Raw genomic sequence first — 13,225 nt, 5'->3', positions numbered from 1 at the left:
GAGCCCGCCATGCTGCATCCCCAAGCCAAGGCCTTCATCGACCTGCTGATCGAGAAGGGCGTGCCGCCGACGCACACGCTGCCGTTCACCGATGCGCGCAGGTTCTACCGCGAGCGGCGTGCCCTCACGCAGCCCGCGCCGAGCGAAGTGGCGCTGGTGCAGGACCTGAGCGCCGAGGGGCCGCAGGGGCCGATCCCGCTGCGCTACTACCGCCCGCTGGGTTCGGACGCGGCGGCGCTGCTGCCGGTGCTCGTCTACTACCACGGCGGCGGCTGGACCATCGGCGACCTCGACACGCACGACACGCTCTGCCGCGAGCTGTGCAATCTCTCGGGCTGCGCGGTGGTGGCCGTCGACTACCGCATGGGGCCGGAGCACCGCTTCCCGGCCGCGGTGGACGACGTGCTCGCCGCCACCCGCTGGGTGCGCCGGCAGGCGGCTTCGCTCAAGCTCGATGCCGAGCGCCTCGCGGTGGGCGGCGACAGCGCGGGCGGCAACCTCGCGGCCGTGGTGTCGATCGCGGCGCGCGACGCGGGCGACCTGCCGATCGCCTTCCAGCTGCTGATCTACCCCGCCACCGACCAGCGGCGCGGCCACGCCTCGCACACCACCAACGCGCAAGGCTATGTGCTGACCAGCGACAGCATCACCTACTTCCACGACCACTACATCGACGACCCGAGGCACGACCTCGACTGGCGCGCATCCCCGCTGCTGCAGCAGAACCTGAAGGGCCTGCCGCCGGCGCTGGTGCTGACCGCCGGCTACGACCCGCTGCGCGACGAAGGCCTGGACTACGCCCGCGCGCTCACCGACGCCGGCAACCGCGCGGCCTACGTCTGCTTCGAGCGGCAGATCCATGGCTTCATCACCATGGGCCGGATCCTCGACGAGGCCAACGTTGCCGTGGGCCTTTGCGCCGCCGAACTGCGCCGCGCGCTGAAGCCCTGACGGCGCCCCCGGGCGCGTGCGCGAAAGCAGGGTAAAGCCCGCTATTGCGCGGAATCAAAGCTCGGTATCTTCTTGTATCAATCGGTCCCCGCGCCCTTGAATCCATCGGGCGCGGCGGCTCGGTGCCGGCGCAGTCCCACCGTGCAAGGAGTCGAACATCGTCTCGCCTGCCCAACGTGCTGATCTGCTCAACGTCGAGGGCGTCACCGTGCGCTTCGGGGGCATCACGGCGCTCGACAAAGTCTCGTTCGCGGTGGCGCCGGGGCACATCGTCGGGCTGATCGGGCCCAACGGCGCCGGCAAGACGACGCTCTTCAACTGCCTCTCGCGGCTCTACGCCTTCAGCGAAGGCCGCATTCTTTTCGAGGGCCGCTCGCTGCTCGCCACGCCGGCCCACGGCATCGCGGCGCTCGGCATCGGGCGCACCTTCCAGAACCTGGCGCTGTTCCAGACCATGACGGTGCGGCAGAACATCCTGCTCGGCGGCCATTGCCGCACGAAGAGCGGCTTCTTCTCGAACGCGCTGCGGCTGCCCTGGGTGCGGCGCGAAGAGGAAAGGCTCGAAGCCCACGCCGACCAGCTCCTGGAACTGCTCGACCTGCGCGGCGTCGCCGGCACGCGCGTCATGGACCTGTCCTTCGGCACCCAGAAGCGCATCGAACTGGCGCGCGCGCTCGCGAGCCAGCCCAAGCTGCTGCTGCTCGACGAGCCCGCGGGCGGGCTGAACCACGAGGAGGTCGGCGTGCTCATGGCGCTCTTGCGGCAGGTGCGCGACCGGCTCCGGCTCACGATGCTGCTGGTCGAGCACCACATGAACCTCGTCATGCGGGTGTCGGACCGCGTGGTGGCGCTGGACTTCGGCCGCGTCATCGCCAACGGCTCGCCGGCCGAGGTGCAGGCCGATCCCGAGGTGGTGCGCGCCTACCTGGGAGGGGCCGCCTGATGCCCGCGCTGCTCGAAGTCCGCGGCCTCAAGGCCCAGTACGGCCCGAGCAGGGTCCTGCACGGGCTCGACTTCGGCGTCGAGGAAGGCGGCATCACCACCATCCTCGGCGCCAACGGCGCGGGCAAGACGACCACCTTGCGCGCCGTCTGCGGCATGGTGAAGACAGAGGGCGAAATCGTCTTCGCCGGCAGCCGCATCGACGGCCGGGCGACGGAAAGCATCGTGCGCCTCGGCGTGGCCCACGTGCCTGACGGCCGCGGCACCTTCGTCGACCTGAGCGTGGAGGAGAACCTCCGCCTCGGGGCCTACACGCGGCGCGACAAGGGCGGGGTCGGGGCGGATTTCGAGCGCGTGTACGACCACTTCCCGCGCCTCAAGGAGCGCCGCCGCCAGCAGGCCGGCACCCTCTCGGGCGGCGAGCAGCAGATGCTGGCCGTCTCGCGTGCGCTGATGCTGCGGCCGCGCCTGCTGCTGCTCGACGAGCCCTCGTTCGGCCTGGCGCCGCGCATCGTGCAGGAGCTCTTCGAGATCTTCGGCGAGATCAACCGGCGCGATCGCGTGAGCATGCTGCTGGTCGAGCAGAACGCTGCGCTGGCGCTCAGCCTGGCCGACCGCGCCTACCTGCTCGAGACCGGCCGCGTCGTGATCTCCGGCAGCGCCGAATCCATCCGCAACAACGAAGCGGTGCGGCGTTCGTACCTCGGCTACTAGCGGCAAGGCGACCGAGATGAACGTTCTGCTCCATCAAGTGCTCGCCGGCCTCGCCACCGGCGGCATCTATGCCAGCCTGGCGCTCGCGCTGGTCATGATCTACCAGGCCACGCACCTCGTGAACTTCGCGCAGGGCGAACTGGCGATGTTCTCCACCTACATCGCGTGGAGCCTGATGCAGGCGGGCCTGCCGTACTGGGGGGCCTTCGTCGCCACGGTGGCGGGAGCGTTCGTGCTCGGCGTGCTGATCGAGCGGGTCATCGTGCAGCCGGTGGAGAGCGCGCCCATCCTGTCGATCGTGATCGTCTTCATCGGCCTCCTGGTGATCCTCAACAGCCTGGCCGGGTGGATCTTCACCTACACCATCAAGCCCTTTCCGAGCCCGTTTCCGGAGCAGCCGCTGTTCGGCAATGCGTACGTCGGCCCGCACGAGCTGGGCTCGATCGGCGTCACGCTGTCGGTGCTGGTCGCGGTGTTCGTCTTCTTCCGGTTCACGCCGCTGGGGCTGGCGATGCGGGCGGCGGCGCAGAACCCCGTGTCCAGCCGGCTCGTGGGCATCCGCGTCGGCTGGATGCTCGCGCTCGGCTGGGGGCTCGCGGCGGCCATCGGCGCGATCGCCGGGATCATGGTCGCGCCGATCGTGTTCCTGGAGCCGAACATGATGGCCGGCATCCTGCTGTATGCCTTCGCGGCGGCCCTGCTGGGCGGCATCGACAGTCCCGGCGGCGCGGTGCTCGGCGGCTTCATCGTCGGCGTGCTCGAAAACCTGGCCGGCATGGTGCTCGGCACCGAGCTCAAGCTGACGGTCGCGCTGGTGCTGATCGTCGGCGTGCTGGTGATCAGGCCTTCGGGCCTGTTCGGCAAGGTCCACGTGACGCGGGTCTGAGCCATGGCGGCACACGACGAACCCGAACGCGCGCCTTCCGGCAGGGGGCGACTCATCGGCCTGCTGCTGGTGCTGGCCGTGGCCTGCGTGCTGCCGTTCGTGGTCAGCAACTACCGGGTGTTCCAGTTCACGCTGGCGCTGGTCTATGCGATCGCGCTGCTGGGGCTCAACATGCTGACCGGCTACAACGGCCAGATCTCGCTCGGCCATGGGGCCTTCTATGCCATCGGCGCGTACGTCGCGGCGATCCTCATGGACAAGTTCGGCGTGCCTTACTGGATGACCGTGCCCGCCGCCGGTGCGGTGTGCCTGCTGGCGGGCTTTCTCTTCGGCCTGCCGGCGCTGCGGCTCGAAGGGCTCTACCTGGCGCTCGCGACCTTCGCGCTCGGCGTGGCGATGCCGCAGATCCTCAAGTACAAGCACCTGGAGCCCTGGACCGGCGGCGTGCAGGGCATCGTCATCGTGAAGCCCGACGCGCCCGAGTGGACCGGCCTGACGCAGGACCAGTGGCTCTATTTCATCGTCCTCGCGACCTTGCTGCTCCTGTTCGCCATCGGCTGGAACCTGCTGCGCGGCCGCATCGGGCGCGCGATGGTCGCGATCCGCGACCAGCCGATCGCGGCGGAGGCGATGGGTGTCAACACCGCCATGGTCAAGTCGCTGACCTTCGGCGTCTCGGCCATGTACACCGGCATCGCGGGGGCGCTGGGGGCGATCGTGATCCAGTTCGTCGCGCCCGATTCGTTCTCGATCTTCCTCTCGATCTCGCTGGTGGTGGGCGTGGTGATCGGCGGCCTGGCGTCGATCCAGGGCGCGATCTACGGTGCCCTCTTCATCCAGTTCATCCCCAACGTGGCCGACCAGATTTCCAAGGCGGCGCCGTGGGCGATCTACGGCATCTTCCTCATTGCCTTCATGTACCTGATGCCCACCGGCGTGGCCGGGATGGTGCAGATCGCCATCGGTCGACTCCGGCGGCGGCGCAAACGTTGACTGTTTGGAGTCCGGCCCGGTCGCGCCCCGCGGGCCCGCCCGGTTTGTTTCGTTCGATGAGATGGAAGGAGACACACCATGAAGTTCAGTCCAGACCGCCGTGCCGCCCTGCTCGCCGTTGCGGGCGCGGTGGCCCTGTCCGTCGCCGCACCGGCCGCCGCGCAGAAGAAGTACGGGCCCGGCGTCTCCGACACGGAAATCAAGCTCGGCCAGACGATGCCCTACAGCGGCCCGGCCTCGGCCTACGGAACCATCGGCAAGCTCCAGTTGGCCTATTTCAAGATGATCAACGACAGCGGCGGCATCAACGGCCGCAAGATCAACCTGATCAGCCTGGACGACGGCTACAGCCCGCCCAAGGCGGTGGAGCAGGTGCGCCGGCTGGTCGAGCAGGACGAGGTGCTCGCGCTGTTCAATACGCTCGGCACGCCGAGCAACACCGCCATCCACAAGTACGTCAACGCGAAGAAGGTGCCGCACCTGCTGCTGGCGACCGGCGCGACGAAGTGGAACGACCCCAAGAACTTCCCGTGGACCATGGGCTTCAACCTGAGCTACCAGGCGGAGGGCGCGATCTACGCCAAGTACCTGCTGAAGGAAAAGCCCAACGCGAAGATCGCGATCCTCTACCAGAACGACGACTACGGCAAAGACCTGCTCAAGGGCGTGAAGGACGGGCTCGGCGCCAAGGGCGCGAAGATGATCGTCGCCGAGGCCACGTACGAGGTGAGCGACCCGACGGTGGATTCGCAGATCGTCACGCTGCAGGGTTCGGGCGCGGACACCTTCATCAACATCACCACGCCCAAGTTCGCGGCGCAGGCGATCCGCAAGGCCTACGACTCGGGATGGAAGCCGCTGCACATCGTCAACAACGTGGGCGCGTCGGTGGGCTCGGTGCTGGTGCCGGCGGGGCTCGACAAGTCGGTCGGCCTCTTGACGCTGGAGTACTACAAGGACCCGAACGATCCGCAGTGGAAGGACGACCCGGCGATGCTCGAATGGCGCGCCTTCATGGGACGCCAGTACCGCGAGGGTGATCCGAAGGATGCCGCCAACGTCTACGCCTACCTCGCGGCGCAGACCATGGTTCAGATCCTCAAGCAGTGCGGCAACGACCTGACGCGCGAGAACGTGATGAAGCAGGCCGCCAGCATCAAGAGCCTGAAGCTGCCGCTGCTGCTGCCGGGCATGGCGCTGAACAGTTCGCCGACGGACTTCGCCCTGGTCAAGCAGGGGCAGCTGGCGCGGTTCACGGGGACCCTGTGGCAGGGCTTCGGTGAAGTCCTGAGCACCTCCGATTGAGACCCTAAGGGAAAGTCCCCGCGTCCCGGCGCACACCGGGCGAGCGGCCCGCCGCTACGATCGCCCCATGGCGGGGTCGGCCATGGGGCCGGCCACCGCCCTGCGGAGGACGGCATTTTGGTGAGCAGTCAGACGAGAGAGGCGCCCCGCGACGGCGGCCGGGGCGAGCGCCTCATGTGGATCACGGCCCAGCGGGTGTTCTATGCGGGCCTCCTGGGGGCGGCGACCGAGCGCGTCCTGGGCGGGCTCGGTGTGTACGTCTCGCCGACCGGTGCACCGCTCTCGATCCGCATCGGCGGCGGCGCCTGGCAGAGCGGTGAATTGCTCGTGGTGCCGCCGCAGGTGCCGCACCAGGTCACGACCGAGCAGCGGCTGGTGTTCAATCTCCTGATCGAGGCCGAATCGGTCGACCCTTCGCGGCTGCCGGCCTTCATGCAGCATTGCGGGCCGGCCGATGCGCCGGCCTTCGTGCGGCGCGTCCGGGAGGCGCACGCGCGGCTGCTCGAAGCCTCGGGCAGCGGCAGCTTCGAGGGCTTCGAGTTCGACACGCTCTTCTTCGGCGGACCGCTCGCGCCGCGCAGCATCGATGCGCGCATCCGCGCGGTGGTCGACCGCATCAACGCCGACCCGGCGGCGCAGACCTCGGCCGAGGAATGCGCAGCGGCGGTCGGCCTCTCGTTCTCCCGCTTCCTCCATCTCTTCAAGCAGGAGACCGGCGTGACCTTCCGTGCCTTCCGTGCGTGGAAGCGCGCACGCAGCCTGTTGCGCCACGTGCGGCAGACGGCGTCGCTGACCGACATCGCGCTCGATACCGGCTATCCCGATTCGACCCACTTCAGCCACTCGATCCGGCAGGTCTACGGCCTCCGACCCAGCGACATCCTCGCCGGTTCGAGGCGTCTGGTACTGCACCAGTGAAGAGATGACCTGTCGCGGCCGCACACCTGAATCGCGCGCGGCGGCCCGCGGTCGTCGCCCTCGGATTTCTCGCCGGCCAGTTCGATCCGCACCTCGATCGGGCCCGGCTCGCGGAACGCCTCGATGCCGGCATCGATCCGGCCCAGCACCTGGATCGCGCCGCTGATCGCCTGCCCGTCGTGGCCGTGGAAGATCGTGAGATCCGGCCCCGGCGACCAGCAGATCATGTCGCCGACCTCGTAGCTCTGCGTGCTCGTTCCCTTGGCCGAGATGGCCTTTGGCAGCGGGCCGAATTTCTCGCGCCGGAACATGTCGTGCATCGTGATCGTCATCGGCAGCATCGCGATGAACTCGCGCGCCGTGTCGTTGTCGGCCAGCGTGGCCGCGATCACCCTGCCATTCAAAACCAGATGAACTTTCATGGTGAACCTCGTCAGGAATCGGAAATGCGCAGCCGGCCGTCGCCCGCGCGGCGACGGCCGGCTGGCGGGTTGTTTCAGTCGTTGGGGCGGCCGCCGAGCTGGAGCTCGCGCAGGCGCTTCACATCGCGCGCCGGCGGCAGGCCGAAGAAGCGGCTGTACTCGCGGTTGAACTGCGACTGGCTTTCATAGCCCACCCGGTGCCCCGCGGTCGCGGCATCGACGTGCTCGCTGATCATGATCCGCCGCGACTCCTGCAGCCGGATCTGCTTCTGGAACTGCAGCGGGCTCATCGCGGTCACGGCCTTGAAATGCTGGTGCAGCGACGACACGCTCATGTGCACCGCATCCGCGATGTCCTCGACCCTGAGCGGCTCCTGGAAGCGCTGCGTCAGCAGGTTGATCGCATGCGCGATCCGCTGCGAGTGGCTGTCCACCAGCGCCATCTGCGCCAGCCGCCAGCCGTCGGGCGACTTCAGCAGCCGGTAGAGGATCTCGCGCGTGATGAGCGGTGCGAGCGCCGCCACATCCTCCGGCGCATCCAGCAGCTTGACCAGCCGCAGCAGCGGGTCGAGGAGCGTGGTCGAGAGCTCGCCGGTGAAGATGCCGCGTTCCGAGGTGCGGCGCTGCGCCTGCTGGCCCAGCTTGAGCTCGAGCCCGAGCGCCGCGATGTCCTTGACGTCGAAGCTCAATCGCAGGCCGAGGTACGGCGCCTCGGGCGAGGCATCGATCACCTGGCCCGACACCGGCAGGTTCTGCGACACAACCAGGTACTGGTTGCTGTCGTAGACGTAGACCTCGTCGCCCAGCAGGACCCGCTTGCTGCCCTGCGCCAGCACGCAGAACGCGGGCTCGTGCACCGTGTGCACCGGCTTCTGCATCTGCGAGGCGCGGCCCAGGGCGAGCCTCGGAATCGCGGTCTCGTGCGAGCCGTCGGTGACGGTCTTGCGGTCGATGATCGCGGCGAGCTCGGCCCGCATCACCGTGGCCTGCAAGGGGCCGGAGGGGCGATCGCTGCGCAGTACGTGGGGGGTGGAAGTGAGCATGGGGGGAAGCTTAGGCATCTCGCCGCCGCTTGTCTCGGGCTGCGCGCCTTGGCCGGACGATCGTGCAAAGATCTTCAACAATCCTGCAAGGGGACGGACCATGATGTCGAGCCCGAAGATGAAACCCGCCACCATCATGTTGTGGCTCGTTACCGCTTGCGCCGTGGCGCTGGCCGGACCCGCCATGTTTCAGAACCGATTGCTTTATTTTCCCGCGCAGGCGAGCGTCGCCGAAATGGTGTCGACCGGGCTCGCCGCATGGCCGGCCGAAGGCGACTTCCGTGGGCTCGTCGCCGAGGCGCAGGGCGCGGTGCGCGGCACCGTGATCGTGTTCCACGGCAACGCAGGCCATGCCGGCCATCGCAGCTATTACGCCGATGCGCTGACCCGGCTCGGCCTGCGCGTGATCCTCGCCGAATACCCTGCCTACGGTCCGCGCGGCGGCGCCCTGGGCGAGCGCAGCCTGGTCGACGACGCAGCGCAGACCATTGCGCTCGCGCATCGGCTGCACGGTGCGCCGCTGCTGGTCGTCGGCGAATCGCTGGGCGCCGGCGTCGCGGCAGCGGCTGCCGCACGCGAGCGCGATCGCGTCGCGGCTCTGATGCTCATCACGCCGTGGGACCGGCTCGAAAACGTCGCGGCCTTTCACTACCCGTGGCTGCCGGTCGGCTGGCTGCTGCGCGACCGCTACGACAGCGCCGCCAAGCTCGCATCCTTCGGCGCTCCGGTGCTCGTGGCGGTCGCCGAACGCGACGGCGTCGTTCCGGCCCGCTTCGGCATCGCGCTGCACGAAGCGCTCTCCGAGCCCAAGCGGATCGAGGTCGTTCGCGGTGCGGACCACAACAACTGGATCCGGTATGTCGACGAGGCGTGGTGGCGCCGCGCGGTGGGTTTTCTGCTCGGCGAGCGGACGGGGTCTGGCGCGGCGGCTGCGAAATAGACTGCTGCACCATGGCCCGCAATATCGAAATCAAGGCAAGTGTCGAGAACGTCGAGTCGCTCATTCCGGCGGTGGCGAGCATCGCGAATTCCGGACCCGTGGAGATTGCTCAGGACGACACCTTCTTCCGCTGTGACACTGGAAGGCTGAAGCTGCGTGCGTTCTCTTCCGACAAGGGAGAGCTCATCTTCTACAGGAGAGCGGACCGGTCGGGCCCCAAGGAGTCGTTCTACATCCGCTCGGCAACGTCCGAGCCGGAATCGTTGCGCGAGTCGCTTTCGTTGGCCTATGGACAGGTCGGGCGCGTGCGAAAGCTGCGCACGCTGTTCCTGGTGGGGAGGACGCGGGTTCATCTCGACAGGGTCGAAGGCCTGGGGCACTTTCTGGAGCTCGAAGTCGTTCTTGGCGATGATGAGTCGCCGGAATCGGGTGTCCGCGAGGCCCACGAACTCATGGGCCGGTTGGGAATTCGACCGGACCAGCTGATCGACTCCGCCTACGTGGACCTCCTCGCTCGCCGCACCGTCACAAGAGAATGAGCAACCCTCTTCGGCAGGGGCCATCCCTGCCTTCACTTCCCGGGACTCCCATGGACGACCTTCATCGACAAATCTTCGACAGCTTTTCCGCGCAGGGAATGATGACCACCATCGGCGCGCGCCTCGCGCTGGTGGCGGATGGCGAAGTCCACATCGAGCTGCCGTTCTCGAGCACCCTGTCCCAGCAGCGCGGATTCCTGCATGCCGGCGCGACCACGAGCATCGTCGACAGTGCCTGCGGCTACGCGGCGCTGACCAAGGCGCCGCCCGGGTTCGATGTCGTCACCGCGGAGTTCAAGCTCAACCTCCTCAGACCGGCCGTGGGCCAACGCTTTCTGGCGATCGGGCGCGTGGTCAACGCGGGCCGGTTCCTCGCCGTCTGTACCGGCGAGGTAAGGGCGTTTCCCGAAAAAGCCGGCGAGACCTACAAGGTCGTCGCGCTGATGCAGGCGACCATGGCCAATGTGAGCACCTCCCTGTGACCCTCTTGCCGCGGGTGGACTTCCGGCGCAGCATTGGCCTCCGGCTCGATCACCACCACGAAAGAGGAACCGGTATGGCACGCATCTGGATCGGAAACATCGAACCCGACACCTCCGACGAGGAACTGCGGGAACTGCTCGCCAAGTACGGCTTCCCGACCTGCGATGCGCTCGAGCGGGTGGCCAGCGACGGCTCGCGGCCGGCGGCCATCGCCACGTTCGAAGGCGCCTCGCCCGAAGGACTGCGAATGCTGGTCCCGCGGATCCACGACCTGTTCTGGAAGCATCGCAAGCTGACCGTGCAGGTGCTGCGCGACAACTTCGCCTGAAGGGGCATGGCAAGCTTTTCCCCTCCGTGCACCGCTGCGGAGGCGCTCGAGCGTCTTCAGCAGGGCAACGAACGCTTTGTCCAGGGCCGCGCACGCTTTCCGACCGTTCAGAAGGAGATCCTGGCCGAACTCGCCAAGGGCCAGCAGCCTTACGCGACCATCCTGGGGTGCAGCGACAGCCGCGTGCCGCCCGAACTCGTGTTCGACGCCTCATTCGGCGAGTTGTTCGTCATCCGGGTCGCGGGCAATGTCCTCGGCTCGAGCATCCTCGGCACGCTGCAGTACGCCGGCTCGCATCTGCAGACGCCGCTCTTCGTCGTGCTGGGGCACGAGGGATGCGGCGCGGTGGAAGCCGCCATCGCTTCGCGCTTCCGTGGCGCCGAGCACAAGAGCAGGATCGAGATCCTGCTGGAGAACATCGTTCCCGTCCTGGAGGGGCTCGACGCCTCGCAGCCTCCGGCAGCCTTGCTCTGCCAGGCCGTGGAAGCCAACGTGCGGCACACCGTACGCGCCTTGCGTGCCACACCCGAAGCCCAGGCGCGCGAGCGCGAAGGCCTGATGAAACTGGTCGGTGCCGTGTACGAGCTGCAGACCGGGCGGGTGCGCTTTCTCGATGCCGGCGCGTAGCGCGCACGCGGCGCGCGAGCCTGACTTTTTTGCCCCGCGCTGAAGCGATCGACGTATCACTTTTCCGATCGTTGGATGGTGAAATTTAATCGCTTTTGGTCTTGCAATCCCGCGCGCAGAATCGCCTTCGAAAGCCCGCGAGCCGGGTGCTGCGAACTCCGTTCAATGAGGGATTTCTCGAAGATGAAACGACTTCTCCCGTCCGCGCTCGGCATCGCCGCCGCGCTCCTGTGCGCAAGCGCCATGGCGCAAAGCGACACGCTCGCAAAGATCAAGGAAAGCGGCGTCGTGAACATCGGCGGGCGCGACAGCCAGATCCCGTTCTCGTACAAGCCGGCCGGCGGTGGCGATCCGGTCGGCTTCACCAACGACATCTGTCTGAAGATCGTCGACGCGATCAAGGCCAGGCTCGGCCTGTCCAAGCTCGAGGTCCGCTACACGATCCTGACCTCGACCAACCGCATCCCGCTCTTGACCAACGGCAGCGTCGACCTCGACTGCGCGACGACGACCAACACCGTGCAGCGCCAGCAGCAGGTGGCGTTCGCGCCGAGCCATTTCGTCACCAACATCACGGCGGCGGTCAAGAAGAACTCGGGCATCAACAGCTTTGCCGACCTCAACGGCAAGAAGGTGTCGACCGTGGCCGGCAGCACCGGCGTGCAGCTGCTGCGCGGCTATCGCAAGACCGGCAACATCGAGGTCGAGGACCTGCCCGCGAAGGACACGGCCGACGGCTTCCTGATGCTCGCGTCGGACCGCACGGTGGCCTACATCCTCGACGACGTGCAGCTCGCGGGCCTGATCGCGACCTCGCCGTCGCCGGGCGACTACAAGATCCTGAGCCAGGAATCGCTGCGCCAGGAGCCCTACGGCATCATGTACCGCAAGAACGACGAGGCGTTCAAGGAGCTCGTCGACAAGACGGTGACCGACATCATGAAGTCGGGCGCCATCAACGAGCTCTATGCGAAGTGGTTCATGCGGCCGATTCCACCGAGCAACGCGAACCTGAATTTCCCGATGACCGAGCCGGTCAAGGAGATCTACCGCAACCCGAACAACAAGGGGGTCTGACGACCGTCGCCATAGGGCCTGTTCACGCTATTTCCGCGACCCCGGAAATAGCGTGAACAGGCCCTACGCCGCGGCCTGGAACATGCGCGTGAAATCGCAGCATTCCTGCGCCAGCATGACCACCGAGGCGAGCAGCGCGCTGCGGTGCTCGCCCTTGTACATCGCGACGTAGGTGACGGGCGGAAGCGCTGGCGTGACATCGAGCCGCAGCAGCAGGCCGTCGGCCACCATCGGGCCCAGCGCCTGCTTCGGCAGGTAGCTCACGCCGAGCCCCGAGACCGTGAGACCGATCAGCGCGACCAGGTTGTGCACCACGATCGAGTCGGCCGGCGCGACGCCCAGCTCCTTCATCCAGCTGTCGTAGAGCAGCCCGGTGCCCGACTTGGAGCCCTGCAGCAGCAGGCGCCGGGCCGCGAGCTCGTGCAGCCGGATCGAGCGCCGCGGCGCCACGAGGCCGGGCTTGCACATCCATGCGCTCTCGACACGGCCGACCGGCTTGCTCGGGATGCGCGTGTCGGCGAAGGCGTCCGGCACGATGATCAGGTCGAGCTCGTCCGAGAGCACCTTCTCGCGCAGGTTGACGCTGCTGTCGACGTCGGGCTCGAGCGTGACCTTGGGATAGTGCTGCTGGATCAGCTCGACCCAGCGCGGCAGCCAGGTCATGGCCGTGAGCTCGGTGACGCCGATGCGCACGCGGCGCTCGATCACGTCGACGCGGCTGAACTGCTCGACCGCGGCATTGCGCTGCTCGAGCAGCTTCTTCGCGAGCATGAACATCTCCTCGCCCTTGTCGGTGAGGCGCGCAGTGCGCTGGCTGCGGTCGAACAGCTCGATGTCGAACGCGGTCTCGAGCTCGTGCACGCGCTTGGAGACCGCCGATTGCGAGGTGTGCAGCTTGTTGGCGGCGAGCGCGAAGCTGCCGAGCTCGCCGATCCAGTACAGCGCCTCGAGCTGCTTGAAGGTCATCATGGGGCGCGCTCCTGCCGGTTCAATGCATCACTTTTTCTCTCTCGATGCTATCTAAAAATATCGCTTTTGGAAAACTGTGCCCGCCGCC

The 13,225-nt window shown here is 67.4% G+C and carries 16 protein-coding genes; 13 read left to right on the top strand and 3 right to left on the bottom strand.

The window, feature by feature from the left end:
* The first annotated feature begins 9 nt into the window (after positions 1-9).
* From VAR608DRAFT_RS14320 to VAR608DRAFT_RS14290, 7 genes are all read left to right on the top strand, one after another.
* Entirely contained in the window at positions 10-951 is a 942-nt protein-coding gene (locus tag VAR608DRAFT_RS14320; RefSeq protein ID WP_088954661.1) for an alpha/beta hydrolase, read from the top strand.
* A 208-nt stretch (positions 952-1,159) separates the two neighbouring features.
* Positions 1,160-1,894, top strand: a complete 735-nt coding sequence (locus VAR608DRAFT_RS14315; protein WP_231973508.1) for an ABC transporter ATP-binding protein — start codon at positions 1,160-1,162, stop codon at positions 1,892-1,894.
* A complete protein-coding gene (locus VAR608DRAFT_RS14310) occupies positions 1,894-2,607 on the top strand; it encodes an ABC transporter ATP-binding protein (protein WP_088954659.1) in 714 nt (237 codons plus the stop codon). Before VAR608DRAFT_RS14315 ends, VAR608DRAFT_RS14310 begins: the two co-directional genes overlap by 1 nt.
* A gap of 16 nt (positions 2,608-2,623) precedes the next feature.
* Complete coding sequence (locus tag VAR608DRAFT_RS14305) at positions 2,624-3,493, top strand: branched-chain amino acid ABC transporter permease (protein ID WP_088954658.1); 870 nt, start codon at positions 2,624-2,626, stop codon at positions 3,491-3,493.
* Between the two features lie 3 nt (positions 3,494-3,496).
* Positions 3,497-4,486 carry a branched-chain amino acid ABC transporter permease gene (locus tag VAR608DRAFT_RS14300; RefSeq protein ID WP_088954657.1) on the top strand — a complete coding sequence of 330 codons (990 nt, stop codon included), beginning with the start codon at positions 3,497-3,499 and terminating at the stop codon, positions 4,484-4,486.
* 78 nt (positions 4,487-4,564) lie between these two features.
* The gene (locus VAR608DRAFT_RS14295; RefSeq protein WP_088954656.1) at positions 4,565-5,791 is read left to right on the top strand and encodes an ABC transporter substrate-binding protein; all 1,227 of its coding nucleotides are present in this window, start codon (positions 4,565-4,567) and stop codon (positions 5,789-5,791) included.
* Positions 5,792-5,911: 120 nt separating this feature from the next.
* Positions 5,912-6,709: a helix-turn-helix domain-containing protein gene (locus tag VAR608DRAFT_RS14290; protein ID WP_443082935.1), complete on the top strand. Its 798-nt coding sequence runs from the start codon at positions 5,912-5,914 to the stop codon at positions 6,707-6,709.
* Here VAR608DRAFT_RS14290 and VAR608DRAFT_RS14285 read toward each other — a convergent pair.
* Together VAR608DRAFT_RS14285 and VAR608DRAFT_RS14280 are read right to left on the bottom strand one after the other, a co-directional pair.
* Entirely contained in the window at positions 6,649-7,131 is a 483-nt protein-coding gene (locus tag VAR608DRAFT_RS14285) for a cyclophilin-like fold protein (RefSeq protein ID WP_088954654.1), read from the bottom strand. The genes VAR608DRAFT_RS14290 and VAR608DRAFT_RS14285 overlap by 61 nt on opposite strands.
* Before the next feature lie 74 nt (positions 7,132-7,205).
* Positions 7,206-8,174, bottom strand: coding sequence for an AraC family transcriptional regulator (locus VAR608DRAFT_RS14280; protein ID WP_088954653.1), 969 nt, complete (start codon positions 8,172-8,174; stop codon positions 7,206-7,208).
* Positions 8,175-8,292: 118 nt separating this feature from the next.
* On the opposite strand from VAR608DRAFT_RS14280, the gene VAR608DRAFT_RS14275 reads away from it, so the two are divergent.
* From VAR608DRAFT_RS14275 to VAR608DRAFT_RS14250, 6 genes are all read left to right on the top strand, one after another.
* Positions 8,293-9,114: an alpha/beta hydrolase gene (locus VAR608DRAFT_RS14275; protein WP_088958786.1), complete on the top strand. Its 822-nt coding sequence runs from the start codon at positions 8,293-8,295 to the stop codon at positions 9,112-9,114.
* Between the two features lie 11 nt (positions 9,115-9,125).
* Entirely contained in the window at positions 9,126-9,653 is a 528-nt protein-coding gene (locus VAR608DRAFT_RS14270) for a class IV adenylate cyclase (RefSeq protein ID WP_088954652.1), read from the top strand.
* Positions 9,654-9,703: 50 nt separating this feature from the next.
* The gene (locus tag VAR608DRAFT_RS14265) at positions 9,704-10,135 is read left to right on the top strand and encodes a PaaI family thioesterase (protein ID WP_088954651.1); all 432 of its coding nucleotides are present in this window, start codon (positions 9,704-9,706) and stop codon (positions 10,133-10,135) included.
* Positions 10,136-10,209: 74 nt separating this feature from the next.
* Positions 10,210-10,464, top strand: a complete 255-nt coding sequence (locus VAR608DRAFT_RS14260; protein WP_088954650.1) for an RNA recognition motif domain-containing protein — start codon at positions 10,210-10,212, stop codon at positions 10,462-10,464.
* A 6-nt stretch (positions 10,465-10,470) separates the two neighbouring features.
* On the top strand, positions 10,471-11,091 hold the full coding sequence (locus VAR608DRAFT_RS14255) for a carbonic anhydrase (RefSeq protein WP_088954649.1): 621 nt from the start codon (positions 10,471-10,473) through the stop codon (positions 11,089-11,091).
* A 183-nt stretch (positions 11,092-11,274) separates the two neighbouring features.
* Positions 11,275-12,168 carry an amino acid ABC transporter substrate-binding protein gene (locus VAR608DRAFT_RS14250; RefSeq protein ID WP_088954648.1) on the top strand — a complete coding sequence of 298 codons (894 nt, stop codon included), beginning with the start codon at positions 11,275-11,277 and terminating at the stop codon, positions 12,166-12,168.
* Between the two features lie 63 nt (positions 12,169-12,231).
* Here VAR608DRAFT_RS14250 and VAR608DRAFT_RS14245 read toward each other — a convergent pair whose 3' ends face one another.
* Positions 12,232-13,134 (bottom strand): LysR family transcriptional regulator, encoded by a 903-nt coding sequence (locus tag VAR608DRAFT_RS14245; protein ID WP_088958785.1) that lies wholly within the window; start codon positions 13,132-13,134, stop codon positions 12,232-12,234.
* Positions 13,135-13,225 lie beyond the last annotated feature (91 nt).

It is taken from the genome of Variovorax sp. HW608 (genome assembly GCF_900090195.1).
Lineage (GTDB): Bacteria > Pseudomonadota > Gammaproteobacteria > Burkholderiales > Burkholderiaceae_C > Variovorax.
Note: the sequence above shows the minus strand (reverse complement) of the source record. Positions and strands in the feature narration are given on the sequence as shown.